Origin of the sequence: Empedobacter sp. UBA7620 (genome assembly GCF_002484185.1) — a bacterium.
Classification (GTDB): domain Bacteria; phylum Bacteroidota; class Bacteroidia; order Flavobacteriales; family Weeksellaceae; genus Empedobacter; species Empedobacter falsenii_C.
The window spans coordinates 14,578-38,777 of sequence record NZ_DLJI01000052.1 but is presented as its reverse complement, the minus strand read 5'-3'; the positions used below and the strand labels follow the sequence as shown (position 1 = coordinate 38,777).

Sequence of the window (24,200 nt, the reverse complement as noted above, 5' to 3'; positions counted from 1 at the left end):
GAAATTCAACATTATCTAATGCTGGTAAGATTTCTTTGATGTTTGATAGTTTCATAAAATTTCTATTTTATTATGATATTCTGTTATGCTATATTATTCTGTATTTAAGGCTCTATTATTACAATACGTTACATTGCAATATGACGATATTAAAAGGTGTAAAAAAATGCTTTTAACAGCATTGATTTACTTTTACTTCCTGCTCAAAGAATTGATTAAAAAGCCCTTGTACTTCTTTCCATTTCTTTTCTTCTATGCAATAACAAACTGATTTACCTTCTATCGTTCCCTGTATTATACCTGTGTTTTTTAGCTCCTTTAAGTGTTGCGAAATAGTTGCCTGTGCCAAACCTAATTCATCTACTAAATCATTACAAATACAGGCTTTCTGATTGATAATATATTGAAGTATTGCTACCCTTGCAGGATGCCCCAACACTTTAAACAATGAAGCCAATTTATTTTGTTCATCTGAAAATATATCTGATTTAGTAAGTCCCATAAATTATATTTTATTATCGCAATATTACGATAATAAGTTTAAACACAAAAGTTTTTTAAAAAAATTGTTTCCAAAAGAAAAAAACAGAAAAAAAGAAAGCCATTCAATCAAGGCGGACAAGTAGAAAAAACCTAAAAGGAAACGGAATAAGTCCCGAAGGGTGGCAAGGCAAAAAAATTAACTCTGCGAAGCACCTTATTTGCCTTGCCATTATGCCGTAGTCTTTTGGGTTTTTTATTGAGCGTTGGCATTGAGTGTAGCCACCTACCTTTGCTTTCCTTTTTATTCTTTTTTCTTTTGGAAAATGTCTATTGACTTCCTTATATTCCTTTGAAAAATCGCCTTTGAGCGTTGGCAATGGGGCAAACACTCCGTAGTAAAAAATAAAGCATACCATATTTTGAAGCTGTGGAAAAAAGCAAGGGTATGAGGTACGAAATACGCTTGCTGTGCGGTGCTGAAATAATGTGTGCAAGGAATGGAACGGAATAAATGCAGGTAATTTTTGCTATCGCCTACCGAAATGCAATGAAGTGAAATGACTAAACACTTTATTCAGCACATCGGCAAAACAACCAATCAATGCTTTATTTTCTTACTGCACCGCTGAAATGGGTGGTGGGGAGCGTGGCAGAGAGCGTGGGCTGTGCGTTGGGAGAAAAAAAGACGGCTTCCGATACCCGAAAAATATCAGCGTTGGGTTTGAGCGTTGGGATATTTTTTCGGGTAGCGGACTATGGCATTGGATATTTTACATAATGTTATTATGTGACAGCCTGTGCGTTTGGATGCTTGCATAAGCAAGGGAAAAGGCTGTGCGAAGCGAACACATAATGCCACATTATGTAAACATAGCTTCCACCGATTTGCATACTGGCATAAACGGAACGGTGGTGGTGGTTGGAGTGAAGTGTCTTTTTGCTTTGTTTTTTTCGCATTGGGACAGCTCTTTGCAACCGCAGGAACGAGGAATGCAATGTGCTGTTGAGCGTTGGCAAAAAACAACGCAAAAAGTATGACAGTTGCAAACGGTGGCAATGCCATAGAAGACAGACCAAGCATTGGCATTGTGCGGTTGGGGTCTGACTAAAGCCGTATTTTTTTGTGCGGTGGCTGGGTGGGGATTAATAAAACTCTTCCATAAAATCCCTTCTTTGTTCTCGTTCAATATCTTGCTTCTTCCAAATTATTTTTTGTTCAAAGTGGTCAATATGTTCAGAATAATCTAAAATATCTGGCAAAGTATTTATCATTTTTATAATATCCTGATAAAATTTAACCTTTTTCTGATATACAGGAACCCAACTACCTGTTGTACTTGATGATCTGCCAAAACTAATTCGCTTTGTGATTTCAATATCCTTATTTAGTAAAAGAAACTCTTTAAAATATTCAATAAACCAAACATTGAAATTATGATAGACTACTTCAACAAGTATAAGCAAAACTTTTTCATTGGTATTATACTTTCGTGTCAATTTTAAAATTAGAGATTTCATTTTTTCTGTTGCATCCTCGCTGGCAGTTCTATATCTAAACAATGAGTAAATATCTTCTTCAATCAAAAAAGAATATTGTTCTTTTTCTAAAGCTGTTAATAACAAATTTTCTATAAGTTCCTCGTAATTTGCGTACTCCCATAATGTATTTGTATTAATATTTTCCAATCGAATTTGTGAAGAATAACCTAATCCAATTTTATCGTTCTTTAAACTATAATTAAGGAAATCATTATCTATATCTAAAATTGCTTTTAATTCTTTTCCATCGTGGTCAAAATGTGGATCTATTTCATATTGAGACCAAAAAGCGTCTTTTAGAAGTTGGATATGATTAGTAAAATATGATGCACATTCTGCACAAAAATGGAATCCAAAATCTCGTCTTGTCTTGCGTGATTTAGTGAGTATGATACTGGTCAGATAGGTAATGATATTATGGTTTTCTAATTCGGGATTTTCTTTTTTATATTCTTCAAATACTGCTTCATATTTTAGATAGTCAAGCATTCGATGGATATAGATATATTCGTCAGGGTTTAAAAAAGTATTTATAAGAAGTTTCAAAAAAACATCATTGACCTGTTCTTCGGGTAACATTGTTATTAATACAGATTCCCAATAAGGCTTTCCTTGAAATTCATAATCGCTCATTATGTCCAAAAGTTCTTTTCCGGTCATAGTATTTTCGAGCAAAGCAACATTTATAACAGTTGTTCGTAACGGAAAAAGCACTTTGCCACAAAAAAACAATTTTAAAGCATTTTCAAAATCAGATTTACTTTTTTTCGCAATTGCAGAATAAATATCTGTAACCGCACTTTCTATATGCCAAGCATTTATATCCTTTTGCTGTCGGTATAATTCATCTACGTTTATAAGAAACCTTTCTATATTCTGCCAATCATTTTCATTCACAAACTTCTCAAATTCTTGCCTTTTTTCTCTTTCAGATTCATCAATAGATTTCCCCTCTCTGTATTCCCAATCGGGTTTTATAAATTTTGATAACTTTCTGATATCAGACTCAATAAAATTATACCAACTATCAGGAAAACTAACTCCTACTTCTGTCAAATGTTTGGCAAGAACACTAACAAATTTACAATGTGCATACTGCTTATTATCTAATTTTTCTGAAATCAATTTTTCATAAATAGGTAATTCTTCAACATAGATCCTCTTGTCAATATTTCCGCCAGGGTAAACTATTTTATGCAGTAATTGTTGAGAATGCTTGTTTTCAATATCATAAAGCTCAAACACTTTGTTAAGAATTCGACTTCTTAACTCCATTAAGGCATCAGACTTAAACAAACTAAAATTGCAAATTGTAAATGCCGGACCTTTTGCTGAACCAAACTCTGTATAATCCCAACCTAAAAGATTTTCCGATATATTTAAAAAGATTCCATTCGCAAAATATTTTTCTTCATCAGATAATTTTTCATTTAACAATACATCAAATAAAATATTTTGACGCAAATAACCGTGTTCCAAATCTTCTATCTTGTAACTGAAATCTTCATTTATAAATTTTAAAACTTCGGATAAACGATTTGGGGTTTTCACTAACATTTTCAATGTCAATTCAATTGATGGCTTTAGTAGCTCATTGGGATGATTCCAAAACTTTCGTAATAACTCAAAATATTTTGTTGCTGAAGTATGGTCATTGTGAACGTAGCTAAACTCTAAATTTTCAGAACGCTCTTCCTTGGAAAGACTGTCAATCCATTTTTTTAAATACAATAAACATTCACGTCCTTTATAAAACCAAAATAGTTTGTAGAATGCATATAGTTGTTCTTCTGATTCATTCTTTTGAATTACCTGTTGCAAATGAGGCAACACAAAATCTTTTACACTATAATAGGTAAATGTATTATTTGCATCTATAAGCGTTGCTGTAATTCTACTTGGAAATTTTTCAATGAATGCTGTTATCCAATCTGCATAATTAATAACAGCGGATTTATCATCAATGAAGCATTTATAAAAAGCATAGGTTGCCAAAACCTGGTCGGAAACTTTTACAATTTCTTCAGAATAGACATCCAAAATTTCATTATTATGAAGCTCCATAATTGCAGACCATAACTCATTCCAATCTATACCAAATTTAGATGATAGTATTTCTTTAAGTTCTTCATTATTTCTGTCCAAAACACCAAAAAACGACACAATTGCCAAAGACTTGAGAATGATTGGATTATCAAATATTCCTATATCTTCTGATATTTTCTTAAAATATTTTTCATAAAGCAAGACCGGACTACTCAAATAATTAGTTTCTGCTTCTGGAACTACTGAATGAGTTGCCATTAGTGCAACTCTCGCATTACCTTTTGCCAATTCGGTAATTTTTCTTTTTATGTCAGGATAGTGTTTCAAATTGGGAAGAGCTGCAACTATTATTTTCCCAATTTCTTCATCTTTAAAATCCTTTATACTTAATTCTCTATGACTATAATTTTCAAGAGTATGTGAAACTTGTTTTTTAACATAATCTCTTGAAGTTATTACTACTTTAAAAGAATATGATTTTGAATCTTCCAATTTACTTAATAAGTAAACCAAATTTGTCACTGATTTATTGGCATCATCAAATAAAACAATATGTTTTTTGCCTGTCAAAAAAAGATGTTGATAATCATCCCATAGAGAAACGCCAGAACTTTGAATTACAATCGGAACATAATCTTCTTTTGAAAGTTCTTCTAATATTTTAACTCCTAATTTTGATTTTCCAACACCCGCACCACCTGACAAAAATAAAATATCATACTTTTCTAAAATAGCAATACAATCTTTTAATTCGTCTTCTCTACCTACAAATTCATTAGTAAGTGATGGCTGTAATCCCTTTTCGGTTTTTAATAAAAATTGTTCAAGTGTATAAATATCTCCCTTTATCATCTGAATATTGAGATACTCTTCAGCTAATTTTGGAATATCGAAAATACGCATTGGCAAACTCTGAATTGTCAATACTTCAAGTACAGCATCGGGATTATAAGATTTTACTTTCCCATTTAACGAATTATATTCCTCTGTACTTATCTTTTCAGTACAAGCCAAAAAGACCTTCTCAATTTTTTCTTTACTAATTTTAGTTTCACTTTCATTAAAACAATGGTCTATATCTTTTGAAAGTTTATCAAAAAATGATTTTGACTCTCCAATTCTTTCTTTTGTTGTACATTCAACAAAAATGTAATTATCTCCATTGACAAAAAAAGAATCTGGTGTTCCTTTGCTTGTTTTTTCTTTACCAACAACAGCACCAGGTGAACCTATAAATTTGTTCCCTTCTAAGTGCAATAGATGATTTACTAAAGTCTGAAAACTTGCCTGATTAATGGCTATTAAAGCATTTTCTATTTGAGTTATGGTGTTCATAGGTCTTTACTTCTAAGATGCTCATTATTTATTATCATTACCGAGAGGCTCAATATCATTTATATGATTTGGAATACCTTGCTCCCTAAATTCTGAAATAATGTTAATTTGTATTACTTCTCTGGAGTCTTTCCAATGAATTACACTTAAAAATGAGAGAGCTAACTGAATTTTTAAATCTAGATTATCAGGCTCATTATCTAAACTCCATTTGTCTTTTATCTCTTTATTCTCTTCTTTATTGATATCAATGACTGACGCATAGATTTTTAATTCATTATTTATTGGTACAAGTTTCAATTCTTCTTTTTCATCATCCAATAAATCTTTGTGTTCAATAGCTGGTAAATCATCTTTTCGTAATACAAATAATAAATCTTGAGAATTATATTCCGTAGATGGTATATGTATAATTCTATCTTTAAAACTACTGTTTTCAAGAATTTCGCGAACACGGTATTGAATATTTACTCCAACAATAATTATTTCAGAGTTTTCACCAATTAACTTAGAAATAGAAGTAATTAAATCTTCTCGTTTCAACAAATATCTCTTTGTTTTTGCTACAATAAATGAGTTTGGTATATATCGCTTTATATTTTCTCTTGCTATTGAACTAGCAAAAAAAGTATCATAGTTTAAATGAGGTATATCGTTTTCTGTAAAAGCTGATTTAGACATCAAAGTAATAGCTCCTCTTACTGACAACTTCAAACGTCCTTCATTATGTTTATCATCCAATGGAATAAAAACAGGATTATATACCTCAAACGCTTCTGTAAGTATTGGACTGGAACTTTCATAAAAATGTGTAATCATTTCCTGAGATAGTTCTGCATTACGTTTTTGTTCACCAATTTTATTTGTAATCTGTTCTTTTAAATCTTCAATAAATTGTTTAAACGTTTCTTTTTTCTGTAAGACTAATTCTTTATAACCTAAAGCTTTTATTAATTCTTCATTTTCGATAACATCATTTAAGCATTTTTCGAAAAATGAAATACTATCAAGCCAATTCCCTAATTCTCTTATATCATCAGGAAGATTAGGAAGGTCAGTAAAATTCTGATAAGTATAATATTGGTTTAAAGAATACTGTCTTATAAACAAAATCGTCAGATAACTACATATCCAATAATTTACTTGTCTCCGGTTACCTAAATTATCTAGCTCAGGAAAATAGTATTTCAAATCTATAGGTGTACCTATATTTTTGAACTCATTCCTAAAGTGCTCAAACCAATAAAATATCTCAGTCATTGACTCAGGTAACAACACATATTTAGGAGGTTGTGATTGAGAGTATTCAAAAAAGTACTTTAATAAATCATAATTTTTTCTATAATAAACTAATCCACCTAATGCATAATGGAACTCAATAAATCTCCTACGTTCTTTCTCTCTTCTTCCTACTTCCGCTTTGTTTATTATTTCTCTTGCTTCAAAATCATAATCTTGATGTATTGGCTGAAGTCTGAAATCATAATACTGACTTGAATTAGCCCAAAACATTTTAACTAATCTAGGATAATCACAAATTGTGTATATATTTCTCCATAGCCAGCTATAAGTTTCTTCTGATATAATAATCTCTTCGAAATCTTCTCCCAATAACCAAATACCACTTACTGCTCTATGTTCAATAGCCCTTAATTTCCTATTTTGAACAACTGTAGATTCCTCATTAAGTTTATTTACCATAAAGTATAAATCCACAGGGTATTCTAATGGTAGATTTTTGGTGTGAATTCTCCTTATGTTTGCAAAAGTTTTGTAGTAAAATTCCAGTAATGTTTCTTGCAAATGTTCATCTTGTTTTTCAACGGCATAATATGTTAGCTCATTAATAGCTTTCAAATAGTATTGCTTTATTTCATCATTTTCTGATAAAGAATCGTATTTTTTCACAATATGTATTAGTAGTGAACTCGACTTACCATTAAATAGGATTACTTTATCTAACCATAGAAAGAAAAGTATTGTTAGCACCAATGAGAAAGCAATAACCATAAGGTTGGCTGAATTATTAATCAGCCAGTTATCCCATCCCCAAAGTGGTTCTGTCTTAAAAATTATGAATAAAAATGATACAAGTGTAAAAACAAGGAAAAGTTTAAAAATTGTAATTTTATATTCCTTTTCGTTATAGACAAATTTTAATGATTTCTGAGGGAATTCATTATTAAATAATACAGGTATATATTGTGACTGATACTTGTCTCCAATATTTGATATTTTGTCAACAATAATAGGATAAGCAATACCTAAAATTGCAATATCTATTGCCACACATATTTCTATTACATTTTCAACACTCATTAGTTACGTTATTTTTCTAATATTACTAATCCATATCGTCTTTCTCCGCAAAACTCTCCAATTCCTTATTTACCTCTTCCAAAAGTTGTTGTTCGGTTGGTAGGTAAAGCTCGTATTGGCTTGCAATAATTTGTTTTTGATTTTCGGGTAGTGTGAATTTTACTACTCCATCATTCTTGTTGGCACAAAGCAAAATACCAATGGTCGGGTTTTCGTGTGGCAGTTTTTCTACTCTGTCGTAATAGTTCACATACATTTGTAGCTGTCCAATGTCCTGATGTGTTAGTTTAGTGGTTTTGATTTCTATAATAACAAAGCATTGCAAAATACGGTTGTAAAATACCAAATCCACAAAAAACTCATCGCCCTCAATGTGTATTCTTTTCTGTCTTGCTACAAAGGAAAATCCGTTACCTAATTCCAATAAAAATTCCTGTAAGTGCGTTATAATGGCACTTTCCAAATCCCTTTCATAATAAGATGCTTCTCTTTTCAATCCCAAAAACTCCAAATACATCGGGTCTTTGATGATTTCTTTGGCATCGGATGGTTGTTTTTCATTTCGGGCAACTGCCAACACGCTTTCTTTATCGTTACTCAATAAAAGGCGTTCGTACAAACTGCTGTAAATCTGTCTTTCTAATTGGCGTACCGTCCAATTGTTCTTTATTGTTTCAGCAATATAAAACTCTCTTTTATCCTGACTGTCAACACTTAAAAGTAGCTTATATTGGCTCCAACTCAATTGTGCATACAGTGTATGCACATTCTCGAATGTTCGGTAAAATTGTCTGTAAAGGTTTATTTGTCTTGTAGAAAAACCACTTCCGAACTCAGGTTGCAGTTGTTCTGAAAGATATTTGATAAGAAACGTTCCGTAATCTGCCCGTTCTTTGCCCTCTTGTTCTTCTTCAAAAATACGTTTACCAATATGCCAATACATCAGTGTTCGCTGATGGTCAACGGCACGTATAGCCTTGTCTTTCGATTGGGCTATAATGGCTTTTATATCTGTTATTATGGATTGGTTTACAAGCATTATTCTTTTTCTTTTTGGATTAGATGTAATATTTAAAAGCCAATGGCGGTGCTTGTATATCGGTACTTGCAGTAAGTATCTCGCCTATTTTATCCGCAAAACGTAATGTTACTGGAATTCCATCGGCATAAATACAGGCATTATAATTTAGCTTTGTCAAAGCCATTATATCTTTCAAGACTTGTTCAATATCAGCATTCCCTTTATTGATTTCTATAAAAATTGGATTAGGAACTTCTAAGGATAATGTTGTTTGAGTTTTAGGAACGTAACCAATAGTCCAAAGAAACGCCGACCTTTCATTTACAACAAAGGCATTTCCCCTCATTATCGGATAAGCACCCTCTTCTTTGAATAATTTTATTTGTGGACGTGTATCAATGGAAATTCCTACAAGGTTTGTTCCTTCAGGAACAACTTCTTTAAACGCATCCCATTCTTCTTTGTTGAATTTGGTTTTAGAATGGATAAATATTTCTTTGGGATTTTCTCCCATTTGTTCTTGGTAAGATTTTATCGCTTGCGATAAAAGTGCTTTCGCTTCTTTGGGCTTTAGATGAAATTCTCCCTTTTTAGGATTATACCAAGGCCCAACAGCACCTTTAAAAACCGTTCCGTCTCCACTATCTAAAAACATTTGAGCTGCACAACAGGCGTTTTTAATGTTCTTATCCCGTTCCAATTGCTTATAGACTAAGCCTAAATAACATACGCCTTCACGAATATCAGAAAGCTTCCAGGGTTTGCCTCCTGCTTTATAATAGGCTGCTGTTGAAACTGTCCAGGCAAGATGTCCTTCTATTTTCTTGAAATTCCGTAGCGGTTGCCCGAATTTATTTGTAAAACTTTCCCAAGCCAATGTACTTTCTCTTAGGATTTGTGTGGTAATCATATGAGGAAGCAACCTTGCTTTTAGTTGGTCGTGAAATTGAGCATCGTATTTATAGGGTTCAGTGGCAACATTATCTTCATCAAAAAGTGATGGTGCAGACATAAATTTTTTTGCCTGACTTTTCTTTAACGTTGATTTTCTTTGCAATAAGTCTTTGGGTAATATAGAATTGGGTCTACAATATTGAAATATTACGTCTGGCACTATGACAAACCAAACATCTATTTTATCCTCGTCATTTTTTACAGCTTGAAGAATTTTATTTATAAATAAGTTTACCACTTCATACGTCCTTGTATGATTATTATCTAATGAAATTGCTTCGTTTATTTCTTTATCTGTAACCTCTTTGAATGAAATATTATTTGCTTCCCATTTGCAATTGAAAACTGCTTCAAATCCAGGGAAGAATGGACGGGTAATATTGTTTGAATTATAAACAGGCTTTTGAATTTTATCAATGTAATTCTTGAAAATTTCTAAACCTCGTTTTGTTCCAATTACGCCACTTCTAATACCATAAATCTTAGGTTGTTCCAACGGACCAAATAATGCTAATCCATCACGCACATCTTCGCAACTTTGATTAAATGCGAATTTCATTTTAGGTTCTTCTATGTATAAAAGGTTGCTCATTGGTTTTCTACTGGTTTTTCTTCAAGTTCTTCATTTTCTACACTATCCAAGTAAGTCATATCAGAAAGCTCTACTTCTTCATCTAATAATTCCTTTTCCGGTATAACATAGCTTTTATTGCTTAAAAATTCTTTGGGACTTGCTGATATGATAATCTTTTCTTCACTTCCCACATCGAAGGAAAAAGTATTTTCATTCCCCGACAGATAAGAAACAAAGGCTTGCATTTTGTTTTTCCAATCATCATTATACCAGCCCTTTCCTTGTTTTCTTCTTGCACTGTGTTGAATTGATGTTTTATCAATTAAGGTTTCTCCATCAGTGGTAAAATAAATATGCGAATTGAAAACCAATACAGGAAAAGGATATAGCTTTGTGTAGGATGATAAACCGTAGTGCCAATGTTTATCTTTCTGTTTACCTACCAAGAGAACTTTATTGTGTTTATCCTTGTCAAGTGTTCCTTTTTTAAACCAATATCCAATCTTGTTTGACATTTGATAGGGTTCTATATTTCTTTCCGCAAAAAATTTGTCAATAGCCAGATTACAAAGTCTTACAATTGCACGCCTCGCATCATTATTGGAAATAAAATCGTCTTCATAACCTTCCTCCAAAATTTTTTGGGTAGATATTCTTATTGTTCTCTGGGGGCTATACGTTTCCGTTTTAGGCAAATGATGCATAAAATCATACTCATAAGCAAACGTACAAACATAGTTTTTATAAGGTATTGCAGGAAATGTAAGCTGGTTCAGGTCATAGTTCTTAGGCATCAGTCTGTCGTAGAAATGAAACCTTAATTCTTCCGGAAATTCAATGATTGGAAACCAATTAGAGGTATATATTTCTTCTTTTTCAACCGGAACTAAATTCTGCAAAAATATTTGTTCGTATAAACTATTGGCTTTTTCAGCGTCTGTTTTAGCAGGACTGATGCCTTTGTCTTCGAGAAACTTTATTATATCTTGTAATCCAACTGCCCAAGACTTTTTAAAATCAATTGCATTCAACCTTACAACATCAATGTTGATATCATCATAAGAGAGGTCATTATCAATCATTAACGGAACCACAAAAGTGGCATCATTCAATGCTTTCTGTGTTTTTTGAGCAACTGTAATTTCCTTCAATACTCCTTCTCTGCTATTGGAAATAGCAGACATTACAACAAAAAATTGAATTGTGTTATCTCTAATCTCTGTCTCAATGGTCTTCCAGAAATCCACTCCTTTGTCTAAGTAGAATACATCACACCAAACGTCATATCCTAACGTAATCAGCTTTAATGCTAACCACTTAGTAAAGTCGTTGTCATTTGGTGTTGCGTGACTAATAAAAATCTTATTTCTCATTAATATCCCCGTGATAATTTATAATGTATTTAACTACTTAATTCTTTTAGCACAATCTTCAATGCTTGTTTTCCAAGTTCTTCATCCTCTATGAGTGTTCTTATCTTATCCGATAGCCACAAAACCAACAATTTATCTAATGGCACGTTCATAAATTCAGCAAGATTTTCTAAATGCTTTCTCGGCAATAATCTTTCTTCATTTTCTACCTTACTAATAAAAGCATTATCTAACTCCAAAGCTGCCCCAACTTCTCTAAGGAACAAACCCTTACTTTCTCTCAATTCTTTGATATATTTCCCAAATGCCATTTTGATTTTTTACGACTTGTCTAAAAAGTTCAAATTTAAGCAAAATAATGCAATGAAAATTAAGTAAGTAGGATAAGTAACTTTTGCCAAAAATATTTTTTTGTGTTTCGCAGAAATATAAAAACTGATTTATCGGGATTATTGAACGCAAAACAGTAAACCGCAGGTTTCTGTTTGCACTCAATAGTTTTGTTTTGGCTCGTTTTTTATCGAAGATAAAAAATGAAAAATGTTTTTGCCGAAAAAAGGTTATCTTACTTATCCACTCCAACGAATGAAAAAAGGTGCATTTTGCACCTTTTAGAAATTCAGAACGGTAAGCCTGTTTGCTCTGGCGGTTTGGGCGGTTCGGGTGGTGGTTCTTTTTCCCTGTTTTTGTTGTCCACTTCTTCCCAATTCAATTCTTTTACTGCATATACATAGCCGTTCTTTTTGGATAATCTTAAATAACCGTGTTTCTTCAATGCTTTGCCTAACTTCATTACTGTGCCGTCTGTAATATTTAGTTTAGCTCTTTCGGCAAGTTTGGCTGCGATTTGTGTGGTGTTTAGAAAATTGTTTGCGGTATCTCTGTCGGCAATCTCAAACCAAGTTAAAAGCAATTCTTCTTCGGGACTTCTGATTTGGTATTGCTCGTTGTTTAGGTTGATTTCTTTTATTTCTTCCTGATTGAACCAATAACGGAAACCGTCTTTATAGAGTTGCCTTGCCTGTGCATAAGCGTTGTTGATGTCAATGTTATGTGCATACTCGATATGTTCCACTTCAAAACATAAAAACCTGCGTGAACCTGTTGTATCGTTTAGGAATTGGGCAGTGTTTACACTACCCGCAAATGAAGCCCTGCGAGGCAGGGTTTCATTATTATGTCCGTATGCTTTACGCATACGGATATGCGTTTTCGTTATCAGCTCTTTTAATGTCCCTATTTCTGTACGGTTTAGGTTTTCCAATTCGTCCAAATTGATTAGCATACATTCTGCTAAATGTATCAAAGTATCTTTATTGTTGGGGTTGATTGTTCCCGAAAACATATAATCTTTTAAAGGCTTCGGGATTAGCTTTTCTATCCACGTTGTTTTTCCTACGCCTTGTTTACCGCTAAACACAATTACGGTCTGATTGATTGCTTTATCATTGGTTACACAAGCCACCATTGCCACAAACCATTTTTTAAAACACTCAATCCATAAATCCTGCTTTGTGGTGGTAATGGTATTGGCAAGCTCTGTAATGTAGTCGGTGTCGTCTTCATTGTCGGGCAGGTTATCAAAGTAGTCTTTGAACGGGTCGAACTGTTCGCAGAAATCGGAACGTAACAAATTGCGTAAGGTATTGATATTGCATTTTACTTTTGCTTTCAAAATCTCACGCAGGATTGAGTTTTCAACGAAATCCGTTAGCGGTTTCCAAAGCGTAGCTTTGGCAGGTTTGTACTCCAATTTGCCCGAAACTACGTTATAGCGGAAGCTATAACGGTAGTTTAAAAAGTTCTCTAATCGGTCTATGAAACTCGGTTTTTCTTCTTCCTCGTCTGTATCATCTTCAGATGATTTTATGCTTTTGGATTGCTCGGAAATTTCGCCATTTGACGAAATGGATAAGGTGCTTTTGTTGTGTTCGTGGGTATTGTTGTAGGCACTGTTTACCGTTGCCGTTACTTCCTGTGTATTGTAATTATAATCGGATAAAATAAAGCCTAATGCCGCAGGCATTGGCACACCTTTACGATTAAGGTTACAGGCTAACAAGTGAATGAAATTATTACGATTGCCATTTACATAGCTTTCTTTCTTTTCGGTAAACCTTACACAATGCTCATACGTTGCCAAATAATCATTACTAAAATTTTCGGTAGAAAAACCATTGCTTGCAATGGTTGGCGGTTCGGGTTCTGCTTCCTGCTCTTGGTTAAAGTAAGGTCTTAAATCTTCCGTAGCAATTACAGGATAAACGGTTGCATTTTCATTCAAATACAAATCCGTGTCGTAAGACACGAAACAAAGGCGTGTAACGTCTTTGCCTGATTTGTCAATAGGTAGCGATAAAAATTCTTCATAGAATTTTTGAAGCGTTAAAAAGGCTTCTTTATGGTTTTTCTGTGATGAATTGACTTTGACAAAGATTTTTAAACCGTTTCCCGATGGACTGATAAAAGCCGAATAAGTGTAGGGCGTTTCCTGTGCCAATGCTTTAGCATTGGTAAGTTGTTCTTTGGTTAGTTTGTCAATATCCAATACCACAATTTGAGTATATGCAGTAACAAACTCTAATTTCCTGCCACCTTTAAAAGAAGCCGAAGGCGTGAAAGCGGGCAAAGATTTCTTTGCCCTTTCGTATGCTTCCATTTTTTGCTCTGCTAATGATTTCCGCAGGTAAGTAATTACATTGATATACTTACCTGTTTGAATGTCTTGTAATACCTCAATAATTTTGGCATTTTCTACCACTTCATTGAAGTTTTTAAAAATACTTACTACCATAATCAAACGTTTTTTATTGTTGAGAAACCTTTGTCAATGCTATTTTTTAGCAAATGATTTATTGTAATGTTCCTGCAACAGTTTTTCAACGTCTGACAATTTGTAGTAAATTTTATTGCCGACTTGTGAGAATGAAATACGCCCCTCGTCCCGCCACGTTTGGGCTGTACGCTTACTGATTTTCATCAGTTGTAAAAACTCCTGATTGTCTAAAAAGGTGTCCTTTTTGGGTTCGTTCTTTGCATTAAGACGTTGGGTAATTTCGTCTAACCTTGCTACCAATTCTGTGTATTGGTCTTTTGATAAAATAACTGCTTCCATTTTCTTTAATTTTTAAGATTATGGAAGCAAAGGACAGCAATGTAAAAAAGTCAATTTGTCCGTACTTGGTCTTTCGGGACAAGATTTATTTACAGCATTTTATCAATGTCTATTCTTTTGTGGGGTTTGGGACGTTTATCGGACTTGGACGGTGTAAGCATTGTTTTTACGGTTTCGGGACTTAATTCCCTGCCGTCCTTATCTGTGAATGAATTTACAATTACTGCAACGAAATCATTTATGTTTCCGTCAATAATGGGTTTTCCGTTTGTAAATAATTCTCTGTGCAATTGGTAAAATATATCCACTAATTGATTGATGTTACAGTTTATTTTGAGCTTATTGAATGGCATTCCGTTTTTATTCTTGTTCATTTGCTCAATTGAAAATTCATTGGTTAGACGGTTTAAATGTTGTATCTGGTCTATTTCCTTTTGACATTGGCTTGAATAGTCGGGTAATTTGGGATTTATAAAGTCAATACTTGCCTGTTCGTAATCAAATTTCTCTTTGGTCAAAAACATTATCTTGTCTGTATAATTTTGCAACTCGTCCACTTTTTGTTTTGTTTCTTTAAATGAGAAATACCTTTTTTCACATTCTGCGTTTACATACTGCATCGGGATTTTTGCCAAGGTGTGTTTATATCCCGTAAATTCAATTTCCTTTCTTTTGCTTTCAATTATGGTGTAACATTTTATCATTCTACCTCGATTGGTAGAACTCACAAACAGTTCTTCATTTTCGGCAATCAATTTTTCAAACTTGTTCAGCCATTTTATTGGGTCTGCTACGTAATTACAGTGATGTGAAAAGAAATCGGGTAATTGTGCATAAGGAAGCCGAAAAATTTTATTTATCAATGCTTGGCAATAAGCTGTATTGTCTGTAAATTCTTCCTGTACAATATCAAACAAGGCGTTTTCGGACTGTTCTTTTGGAACAGCCGTACGTTCGGGAAATTGAACAACTTGATTTATGTTATAATGATTTGCCATAACCTTATATATTAGTTGTTTTATCCATAATCCCGTTGGGTATGCTTATTCTTCTTCATTTCAATCAACTCGTCTTTTTATAGTTTAAAATCGCCCATCCGTTAAGGAATATGGCAAAACCTATCATTATCAGGAAATGGTTTTGGATGTTAGCAAAACCGCTTCCTTTGAGCACAATCATCCGCATTACTTCTATGAAATAGGTTATCGGGCTGATTTTCGTAATGACATACGCCCAGCGTGGCATACTGTCAATTGATGTAAACAGTCCGCTCATCAGTATAAAAATCATCATAAAGAAAAAGGCTACCGACATTGCCTGTTGCTGTGTTTCGGAATAGGTGGAAATCAACAGACCTAATCCCAATACGGCAATGAGGTAAATCGCTAAGTATGCGTATAGCAGCAATAAATTACCGACCGGAACAATGCCGTAAATCAGCCAGCCTATGCCGAATAACCCTACGCTAAATACGACAATACCGATTACCCAAAACGGAATAAGTTTGCCTAAAATAAACTGGTATTTTTTGACAGGTGTCACATTGATTTGTTCGATGGTACCGACTTCTTTTTCTTTTACGATATTCAAGGCACACATATACGCTCCAATCATCGTAACCAACAACGCCAGAATACCGGGAACCATATAAAAGCGGTAATTCATTGACGGATTGAACCAATTGGATGCTGTGACTTCGATGGTAGGTATCGGACTGAACTTCGGCATCTGCACCCATTCCAGACGAACATCTGTATTGTAATCGGCAATAATACGATTGAGGTAAGCACCGCCCAAATTGGCTTTTACGCCATTGATAGCATTTACGGCTAAAAATAATTGCTGCTCGTCCTCCCGTATCAGATTGCGTTCAAAACCCTGTGGTATTTCCAAAATCAAATCGGCTTGATCGCTTTCTATTTGTTTAAATGCCTCATTAAATCCGCTTGTATAATCTGTCAATTTAAAATAGCCGGATGCTCCGATTTTAGTCGCCAATTTTTGTGAATAAGTGGAGTGGTCGTGGTCAACAATGGCAATATTGATGTTCTTCACTTCGTAATCGGCTGCCAACGGAAGTACGAGTAACTGCACTATAGGCACCACGAACAGCAAAGGCAACAAGGCTTTGTTACGGAATATTTGCCGAAACTCCTTTTGCAATAAAAATTTCAGTGTTCTCATACCAATCTTATTTTAAATTTTTTGATGTTGACAGCTAATAAAACCAAGGTCATTCCCAATAAAACCAATGTTTCTTTCCATATTGCTGAAAATCCCAATCCTTTGACCATTATGGATTTCACGATGATATAATACCATTTCGCAGGAACAACATTAGCCACAAGCTGTAAGGGATAAGGCATATTTTCCAACGGAAACATAAACCCCGTAAACAATATGGACGGCACTAACATCCCCATCAATGAAATGAGCATTGCGGATTGTTGGGATGCAGTTACATTGGAAATCAGCAAGCCTAAAGAAAGTGCGGTAATGATAAACAGCGTACTTACTGCATAGAGCAATACAACACTGCCATTGACGGGCATTCCCAGCACAAAAACGCTCAATAATAAAATAACCGTCAGGTTAACAAGCGACAATACAAGGTAGGGAACTGCCTTTGAAACAATGACCAGAAACGGATTGAACGGCGATACCAATAAGATTTCCATTGTTCCGCTTTCTTTTTCCTTGACAATGGAAACGGAAGTCATTAGCACACATACCAATAGTAAAATCAAGGACATTACGCCGGGAACAAAATTGACAGCAGCTTTTAGTTCCGGGTTATAAATCATTCTTACTTCTGTATTTATACGGTAAGGCAACTGCTGTAACTGCATCAAATCTTTCTGATATTCCATAATGATTTGGGTAGCATAACTACTCAATGTGGTAGCGGTATTCGGGTCGGAAGCATCGGTAATCAATTGTACCTGTGCTTTGTTCTGGTGCAACAAATCCTTATTGAAATTGGCAGGAAAAACAATAGCCATTTTAATTCTTCCCTCTTTGAAAGCCGTTTCGATTTGTTGATGGCTTAACAGTGATTGCTCAATTTCAAATTGCCGGCTTGCTTCAAATTTTCCGATGATTTGTTGTGAAGCATTGTCTTTGGCATAATCGCAGATAACTATTTTTGCATTTTTGATTTCGTTAGTCAGAGCAAAACCAAAAAGAATAATCTGCACAATGGGCAAACCAAACAGCATCAACAGCGTTTTACGGTCACGGAAAACGTGTAGAAATTCCTTTTTTACGAATGTGATAAACTGTTTCATTCTTTAGTCTGATTTTCGTTTGGCTCCTCTTGCCAGTTCATAAAATACCTCATCCATCGTAGCGACAGCAAATTGTTGTTTCAAATTAGCAGGTGTATCCAGTGCCTTTATTTCTCCGTCCACCATCATCGAAATACGGTTGCAATATTCGGCTTCATCCATATAGTGTGTGGTTACGAACACTGTAATTCCGTTGTCTGCTGCCTGATATATCAAATCCCAAAACTGTCGTCTGGTAACCGGGTCAACGCCTCCGGTGGGTTCATCTAGGAAAACGATTTTTGGTTCGTGAAGAATGGCTACGGAAAAGGACAGCTTTTGCTTCCAACCTAAAGGCAATGAGCTTACCATTTTTGTGGCTTCGCTTTCCATTCCCAATGTTTCTATCAATTCATCACTTTTTGTCTTTAATTGTAAGTCCGACAAACCGTAGATACCTCCGAAAAAACGGATGTTTTCCAATACGGTCAAATCTTCGTACAAGGAAAATTTCTGGCTCATATAACCAATATTTTTTTTGATTTCGTCGGTCTGTTTGTAAATATCAAATCCTGCAATGGTTGCTTTTCCTGATGTGGGTTTGGATAAACCACAAAGCATTCGCATAGCGGTGGTTTTACCTGCTCCGTTCGCACCAAGGAAACCAAATATTTCGCCACGGTATACATCAAAAGTGATTTCGTTTGCAGCAATGAAATCACCAAAACGTTTTGTGAGTTTGTCGGTATGGATTACAATTTCATCGGTCATTTCCATTCATCAGTTTTATAAAGCAATCTTCAATGGTTGGATTGATTTGCTTTAGTTCAATATTCCTGTGTTGTTGCTCGTTCAAAAAATGAACAAGTTCCGGCTGTTGCTCTTTTTCATCGTCTGAAAAAGTAATGTGATGATAAGCTCCGAAAGCACTACAGCTTTTTACGATGTCTGTTTTCCTTAAATCATTCAATAGTTTCCCCATATCGTCCGACCTTACAGCAAAAAGCTTTTCGGGGAATTGTTTAATGATATTTTCGGGTGCATCGATGGACAGTATATTGCCGTTTTGCATCAGGGCAATACGTTCGCAAAGCGTGGCTTCATCCATATAGGGCGTCGAAACCAGAATGGTAATGCCTTGTTGTTTCAGACGCTTCAGCATTTCCCAAAATTCCTTTCTCGAAACCACATCTACGCCTGTAGTCGGTTCGTCCAGAAACAACACCGTAGGACGGTGAATTAAGGCACAGCACAAAGCCAGTTTCTGTTTCATACCGCCCGACAATTTTCCTGCTCTGCGGTTTTTGAAAGGTTCTAACTGCACATAGATGTCTTTAACAAGGTCGTAGTTTTCTTCAATGCTGGTGTTGAATACCGTTGCAAAAAAGTTGAGGTTTTCTTCGACAGACAAGTCTTGGTACAATGAGAATTTTCCCGGCATATAGCCCACATTCTTACGAATGGTTTTATAGTCTTTGACCACATCAAAACCGTTTACGGAAGCTGTTCCGGCATCTGGTAGAAGCAAAGTGGTCAGGATACGGAAAATACTGGTCTTTCCTGCTCCGTCAGGACCAATCAAACCAAATAGTTCGCCCTTTGCTACTTCAAAAGAAACATCGTTTACTGCTTTAACTGTACCTTTATTGTAGGTTTTTGAAATGCTATTTAGAACAACGTCTGCCATAATTATTGGAATTTTATTTCGCCATACATCCCGATTTTGTACAAGCCGTCGTTCTTTACTTTCACTTTAATGGCATACACCATATTTGCCCGCTCGTCTTTGGTTTGAATGGTTTTCGGTGTAAATTCGGCTTTGTCGCTAATCCAGGTTATTACTCCTGTGATTTCGTTAAAGCCGCCTTTTCCGTCATCTGTCAAAACCTTTACTTGTTGGTTGAGCTTAATTTGCGGCAACTGATTTCCCGTAACATAAGCCCTGAGTATGATATTGGAAAGGTCTGCGATTTTATACAACGGCTTACCTATACTTGCTATCTCGTTGGCTTCGGCATATTTGGTCAGCACCGTTCCGTTGATGGGATTGATGAGTTTGCATTTGCTCAATTGGTCTTCCAATTGTTCTATCTGAACCTGCAACGGAACAACGTCTTTACTAATTCCATCACTCGAAATGCTCAAGGAAGATTTTTGTGCTTCGATTTGTCTTTTCAATACATCTATCTGTGCATTGATGTCGTCCAGTTGTTTTGGTGTTGCTGCATCGCCTTTCAGTAGATTGGTTATACGTATTTTTTCTTTTTCCGTAGTTCGTAATTGTTCCTGCAAAGCGGACAGCTGTACCGGAATATTCGGTTTTTTACCCAACAAAGCTGTAACCTGTGTTTCCAGTTGCTTTTTCTTCAGATACAACTGAATACTGTCGATATAGCCGATGTTTTGTCCGGCTTGTAAGACTTGTCCTTCCTGAATATCAAAAGTTTTCAATGTACCCTGTGCTTCGGCTGATATGATGGTTTCTTCGGCTTCAAACGAACCGGAAGCATCAAATGTATCTTGATTATTATTACAGGAAACCGTTGTCAATAAACCGCCTGCTATGATGATTGATGTTAGAATATGTTTCATTGTTTCTGTTTTTATATTAATTCCCCGAAGTTGTTTTGAAATTATACTGAGCCATTAAAAGCTGTATTTCGTGTAAAATCAGATTTTGCTTTGCCTGGTCTTCCGCATTGATGTAAGTGAGATAATCGTTAGTGGTTGCCGTACCGTATTCCAATTGGTTCTGTGCAGACAGTTTTACATTTTCCCTCAACCGGATAATATCGCTGTCGGTCTGTATGAGTTCCTCCAGTTTTACAATTTCATTGTTCTGCTGTTTGAGTGTAAGACTGGTATTGAACAGGAACGTTTCTTTTTGTACATCCAAAGCATTCTGATTGAGCAACAACAATTGTTTGTCTTGTTTCCGGGTATAAAAACTGGTTATGTTCCAAGTCAGGCGTACACCGCCTATATAATACAAATCAAAATCATTGTTCAGCATATTCAGTCCCGGTCTGCCGTAACCACCTTGTAAAAAAAGGCTGAAGCGTGGCAGAGTTCTGTCGTTGATGAGTTTGTTCTGAACATCAAAAGTTTTCTTTTGTACGTCAAACAATTTTAATTCAGGACGATTGATTTCTGTAGCCAACAAAGCAGTGTGGGGCTTTTCTAACAGCGTGTTTTCATCAATGGTTTGGTTGATGAAAAGTGAAAGCATATCCGTATAGCCTTTTCGTGTCGCTTTCAGTTCAATAGTACGTTGGTCGGCTTTCAGCAATTCCGCTTTTAGAACATCGGCACTGCTTTTTAGAGCAATTCCGTTTTCTATGGCTACTTTATTTTTGTTTATTCCCGAATGGATGTCTTTTTTTAAGATTTCGGTTTGGGTCAACTGTGCATCAATCAGAAGAATGCCGAAATACAACTGATTGATACGTTCTTTCAGTTTGTAGAGTTCCACCTCGATTTTTTGTTGTTCCACAACCATATTTGCATTGATAAGTTCCTTTTGATGTTTGACTGTAAACAGGTCTGTAATGGGTTGCGAAACTTCGCCATACAGCTTGTACTGGTCTTTGTTCATCGTAGGAATATCAATATTGGGCAATGAAATCGGGATTTGCGTAACATCGGATTGGTAGGTGGCTTGCCCCGCAATCTGAAATTGCGGCAAACTCCCTTTTGAAGCATTGAGGATAGAGTACTCCTTTGTTTTATCAATAAGAGCGTATTGCTTGACCAAGGGATAATTGCTTTCTGCAAGCTGATAACAGTCTTCCAAAGTGAGTGACTTTGCATTTTGAGCAATGGCAGGGCTATTAGCTATTAGCCAACAGCTGATAGCTAATATTATTTGCTTGCATATCGTTTTTCTAATCATAATTTTAATTATTTTGTTTTAATCATTTGATTAATTTTGGGACAAAAAAATATACTACGTTTCCAGAATGACTTTAGCCCATTTTGCAACCAAGTTTTTTCTTTCTTCCATCAGGATATTAAAATTTTTGTCGTCTGAAAATAAAATAGGCTTAGCCACAAAAGGGAAAATTGTCATACCTAAAAGTGAAACAATAAAATGTACAGGCTCTACATCAGGTCTTTTCTCCCGTATTTGACGGACAAGGGAAGAGTTTTTCAGGATATGCTGTACTTGTAATCTATCTTTAAATCCTTCCGGATTAGCTTTAATCTCACTTATGACAAACAAGGGCAAATCAGGATTATTTATTAACAGATTAATATAATTCTCGGCAAGTCTTTCCAACTTCTGTCCCAATGTAAGTTCGTCATTATTGACAATCGCAAGCACCACACTAAATAGCTGTTGCAGTTTCTCTGCCATTACCAGTTGAAACAACTTTTCTTTACTTCTGAAATAATAATTGAGCAATGCCAGATTTATTCCGGCTTCTTCGGCAATATCGCGGGTACGCGTAGCTGCATACCCTTTCTGGGTAAAGACTTTACGAGCCGCCTCTATTAATTTATCTTCGGTTGTAGTGTCTATGTTTTTTGGTTCTTTACTTTTCGCCATTTTGCTCCAATATGCTTTTCGGGTACAAATGTAAAAAACAAATTTTGATTTAACCAAACATTTTAATCATTTGATTAAAAATAGTAAAAAATAAGGAACATTAGTTGATATACTTATCTACTGCATTATCCAATTCCTCACTGATTACTTTGGCGTAAATCTGCGTAATACCGATGTCTGAATGGTCTAACAGCTTTGAAACATATTCTATACGCATACCATTGTTTAACGCATTAGTAGCGAATGTATGACGACTTAAATGAAAAGAAAGCGTAAACGGCAATTCCATATCTTTACCCAACCTACGCAATTTCTGACCGCATAGAATATTTTTTGCATTGATGATATGTGCCTGGTACTCGGTATCGGCATCAAACCTCTCTACATCTTCCAATATCGGAAAAACAAAATCACTTGGTTGCGATATGGCTGTTTTGTATTGGTTCAGGATATCTATTGCAATCTGACCGATTTTAAAATTGTGAGTTCTCCCTGTTTTGCGAATAGTCTTGGTAATGCGTTGTTCTTTCTCATTATAGTCTTTCCATTTCAGACTAACGACATCACTGAAACGCAAACCACCTGCATACACCGAAAAAATGAACATATCCCGAAATACTTCATCTTTGCCTGTATATTCAATTTTTAAAGTGCGTAATTTCTCTATCTGTTCTTTATTCAGGAACAAGCGTTTGCTCTCGGATTTTTTTACCCTCACTTTTGAGAATGGGTAAATGTTTTCTTCTATCACATCTTCCCTTTGTGCATCACGAAACATTACGGATAAAATCAATAATGAATAGTGTATGGTGGTCGCTCCATTCTTCAAGGTATTGGACATATAATTGATATAATCTTTCAGCATCGTAACGGTTATATCATCAAAATACACATCTCTGTGTCCGATGAATTTTTCAAACTTAGCAACGTACTGTTTGTAGTTTTTGTAAGTAGCAACCGATACCGTTCCCTTGATACGCTCGCAACGGTTGTAGGCATATTCAAAAAAGTTTGCCATATCCTTACCTTTTATGGCTTCTTTGAGTTTTCGGGCTGATACGGATTTGCGTTTGCGTTCGTGGTCTGCAATAGTTCCCTCTGCATCTGCTATCTTTTGAGAAAGAAAGGCGTTCATTCTGGCACTATTGGCGTGGTTCTTCTTTACCTTTTGCTTGTCATCGTCCCATTCGTTGCGTTTCAGCTTTACGCCTGTAGCTACAAATTTGGCTTTCCTGTCCTTTATAACCCTTATATACAAAGGGCTATGACCTGTTTTATCTTCCTGATTTGTCCGAAGTACTAATTTTATCGAAGCCATAAGAAAAAGTATTATATTTGTTGTACTAAAAGAAACAATCGAGTGCAAACCAATGAAACCCTTTATAAATCAGCTATTTCAAAGCGGTGCAACCTGATACAAAGATACAACATTTGGTACAACAAACCTAACTTTTCATTGCTTTATCCTGCATTATTTTGTTCTTTATCATTTTATAACTTATTGATAATTATGTTTTTGAGTGCAAAAGGTGACATACGATTTAATACTTTTAATAACATCGCATTAGTAAAATAACAATTTCAACCAAATAAAAAACCTTGTCAAGGTTCAGAACTTTGACAAGG

18 protein-coding genes are annotated in these 24,200 nt (G+C 35.0%); all 18 read right to left on the bottom strand.

All coding sequences use genetic code 11. From position 1 onward, the window contains the following. Positions 1-172: 172 nt before the first annotated feature. The 18 genes from B2217_RS13300 to B2217_RS13215 all read right to left on the bottom strand — a co-directional run bounded on the left by B2217_RS13300 (position 173) and on the right by B2217_RS13215 (position 23,892). Positions 173-502, bottom strand: a complete 330-nt coding sequence (locus B2217_RS13300) for an ArsR/SmtB family transcription factor (RefSeq protein ID WP_291122831.1) — start codon at positions 500-502, stop codon at positions 173-175. A 1,124-nt stretch (positions 503-1,626) separates the two neighbouring features. Continuing rightward, positions 1,627-5,403, bottom strand: a complete 3,777-nt coding sequence (locus B2217_RS13295; protein ID WP_291122829.1) for a hypothetical protein — start codon at positions 5,401-5,403, stop codon at positions 1,627-1,629. A gap of 24 nt (positions 5,404-5,427) precedes the next feature. Continuing rightward, positions 5,428-7,722, bottom strand: a complete 2,295-nt coding sequence (locus B2217_RS13290) for a hypothetical protein (protein ID WP_291122827.1) — start codon at positions 7,720-7,722, stop codon at positions 5,428-5,430. Between the two features lie 25 nt (positions 7,723-7,747). Continuing rightward, positions 7,748-8,761, bottom strand: coding sequence for a PDDEXK nuclease domain-containing protein (locus tag B2217_RS13285; RefSeq protein WP_291122825.1), 1,014 nt, complete (start codon positions 8,759-8,761; stop codon positions 7,748-7,750). 19 nt (positions 8,762-8,780) lie between these two features. After that, entirely contained in the window at positions 8,781-10,256 is a 1,476-nt protein-coding gene (locus tag B2217_RS13280; protein ID WP_291122823.1) for a hypothetical protein, read from the bottom strand. Between the two features lie 29 nt (positions 10,257-10,285). Next, complete coding sequence (locus tag B2217_RS13275; protein WP_291122821.1) at positions 10,286-11,644, bottom strand: toll/interleukin-1 receptor domain-containing protein; 1,359 nt, start codon at positions 11,642-11,644, stop codon at positions 10,286-10,288. Positions 11,645-11,673: 29 nt separating this feature from the next. Continuing rightward, complete coding sequence (locus B2217_RS13270; RefSeq protein ID WP_013632723.1) at positions 11,674-11,955, bottom strand: helix-turn-helix domain-containing protein; 282 nt, start codon at positions 11,953-11,955, stop codon at positions 11,674-11,676. Between the two features lie 308 nt (positions 11,956-12,263). Beyond that, positions 12,264-14,438 (bottom strand): VapE domain-containing protein, encoded by a 2,175-nt coding sequence (locus B2217_RS13265; protein WP_291122817.1) that lies wholly within the window; start codon positions 14,436-14,438, stop codon positions 12,264-12,266. A 39-nt stretch (positions 14,439-14,477) separates the two neighbouring features. Next, positions 14,478-14,759, bottom strand: a complete 282-nt coding sequence (locus B2217_RS13260) for a helix-turn-helix domain-containing protein (protein ID WP_291122815.1) — start codon at positions 14,757-14,759, stop codon at positions 14,478-14,480. A gap of 89 nt (positions 14,760-14,848) precedes the next feature. Then, positions 14,849-15,757, bottom strand: a complete 909-nt coding sequence (locus B2217_RS13255) for a hypothetical protein (RefSeq protein ID WP_291122813.1) — start codon at positions 15,755-15,757, stop codon at positions 14,849-14,851. 64 nt (positions 15,758-15,821) lie between these two features. Next, positions 15,822-16,943: an ABC transporter permease gene (locus tag B2217_RS13250; protein ID WP_291122811.1), complete on the bottom strand. Its 1,122-nt coding sequence runs from the start codon at positions 16,941-16,943 to the stop codon at positions 15,822-15,824. Continuing rightward, positions 16,940-18,046, bottom strand: a complete 1,107-nt coding sequence (locus B2217_RS13245) for an ABC transporter permease (RefSeq protein ID WP_291122809.1) — start codon at positions 18,044-18,046, stop codon at positions 16,940-16,942. The genes B2217_RS13250 and B2217_RS13245 overlap by 4 nt, the downstream gene beginning before the upstream one ends. Before the next feature lie 3 nt (positions 18,047-18,049). Next, positions 18,050-18,796, bottom strand: a complete 747-nt coding sequence (locus tag B2217_RS13240; protein WP_291122833.1) for an ABC transporter ATP-binding protein — start codon at positions 18,794-18,796, stop codon at positions 18,050-18,052. Then, positions 18,786-19,712 carry an ABC transporter ATP-binding protein gene (locus B2217_RS13235; RefSeq protein ID WP_291122807.1) on the bottom strand — a complete coding sequence of 309 codons (927 nt, stop codon included), beginning with the start codon at positions 19,710-19,712 and terminating at the stop codon, positions 18,786-18,788. Before B2217_RS13235 ends, B2217_RS13240 begins: the two co-directional genes overlap by 11 nt. A 2-nt stretch (positions 19,713-19,714) precedes the next feature. Continuing rightward, on the bottom strand, positions 19,715-20,617 hold the full coding sequence (locus B2217_RS13230) for an HlyD family secretion protein (protein ID WP_291122805.1): 903 nt from the start codon (positions 20,615-20,617) through the stop codon (positions 19,715-19,717). A 16-nt stretch (positions 20,618-20,633) separates the two neighbouring features. Next, positions 20,634-21,917, bottom strand: coding sequence for a TolC family protein (locus tag B2217_RS13225; protein WP_291122803.1), 1,284 nt, complete (start codon positions 21,915-21,917; stop codon positions 20,634-20,636). Between the two features lie 54 nt (positions 21,918-21,971). Further along, on the bottom strand, positions 21,972-22,574 hold the full coding sequence (locus tag B2217_RS13220; protein ID WP_291122801.1) for a TetR/AcrR family transcriptional regulator: 603 nt from the start codon (positions 22,572-22,574) through the stop codon (positions 21,972-21,974). Positions 22,575-22,674: 100 nt separating this feature from the next. Then, positions 22,675-23,892: a site-specific integrase gene (locus tag B2217_RS13215; RefSeq protein ID WP_291122799.1), complete on the bottom strand. Its 1,218-nt coding sequence runs from the start codon at positions 23,890-23,892 to the stop codon at positions 22,675-22,677. Positions 23,893-24,200 lie beyond the last annotated feature (308 nt).

Excerpts from the sequence above, each read along its gene's own strand:
- B2217_RS13225 (WP_291122803.1), bottom strand. The coding sequence starts at position 21,917 with ATGATTAGAAAAACGATATGCAAGCAAATAATATTAGCTATCAGCTGT.
- B2217_RS13240 (WP_291122833.1), bottom strand. The coding sequence starts at position 18,796 with ATGACCGATGAAATTGTAATCCATACCGACAAACTCACAAAACGTTTT.
- B2217_RS13290 (WP_291122827.1), bottom strand. The coding sequence starts at position 7,722 with ATGAGTGTTGAAAATGTAATAGAAATATGTGTGGCAATAGATATTGCA.
- B2217_RS13220 (WP_291122801.1), bottom strand. The coding sequence starts at position 22,574 with ATGGCGAAAAGTAAAGAACCAAAAAACATAGACACTACAACCGAAGAT.
- B2217_RS13230 (WP_291122805.1), bottom strand. The coding sequence starts at position 20,617 with ATGAAACATATTCTAACATCAATCATCATAGCAGGCGGTTTATTGACA.
- B2217_RS13215 (WP_291122799.1), bottom strand. The coding sequence starts at position 23,892 with ATGGCTTCGATAAAATTAGTACTTCGGACAAATCAGGAAGATAAAACA.
- B2217_RS13275 (WP_291122821.1), bottom strand. The coding sequence starts at position 11,644 with ATGAGAAATAAGATTTTTATTAGTCACGCAACACCAAATGACAACGAC.
- B2217_RS13280 (WP_291122823.1), bottom strand. The coding sequence starts at position 10,256 with ATGAAATTCGCATTTAATCAAAGTTGCGAAGATGTGCGTGATGGATTA.
- B2217_RS13235 (WP_291122807.1), bottom strand. The coding sequence starts at position 19,712 with ATGGCAGACGTTGTTCTAAATAGCATTTCAAAAACCTACAATAAAGGT.
- B2217_RS13265 (WP_291122817.1), bottom strand. The coding sequence starts at position 14,438 with ATGGTAGTAAGTATTTTTAAAAACTTCAATGAAGTGGTAGAAAATGCC.
- B2217_RS13255 (WP_291122813.1), bottom strand. The coding sequence starts at position 15,757 with ATGGCAAATCATTATAACATAAATCAAGTTGTTCAATTTCCCGAACGT.
- B2217_RS13300 (WP_291122831.1), bottom strand. The coding sequence starts at position 502 with ATGGGACTTACTAAATCAGATATATTTTCAGATGAACAAAATAAATTG.
- B2217_RS13260 (WP_291122815.1), bottom strand. The coding sequence starts at position 14,759 with ATGGAAGCAGTTATTTTATCAAAAGACCAATACACAGAATTGGTAGCA.
- B2217_RS13245 (WP_291122809.1), bottom strand. The coding sequence starts at position 18,046 with ATGAAACAGTTTATCACATTCGTAAAAAAGGAATTTCTACACGTTTTC.
- B2217_RS13250 (WP_291122811.1), bottom strand. The coding sequence starts at position 16,943 with ATGAGAACACTGAAATTTTTATTGCAAAAGGAGTTTCGGCAAATATTC.
- B2217_RS13295 (WP_291122829.1), bottom strand. The coding sequence starts at position 5,403 with ATGAACACCATAACTCAAATAGAAAATGCTTTAATAGCCATTAATCAG.
- B2217_RS13270 (WP_013632723.1), bottom strand. The coding sequence starts at position 11,955 with ATGGCATTTGGGAAATATATCAAAGAATTGAGAGAAAGTAAGGGTTTG.
- B2217_RS13285 (WP_291122825.1), bottom strand. The coding sequence starts at position 8,761 with ATGCTTGTAAACCAATCCATAATAACAGATATAAAAGCCATTATAGCC.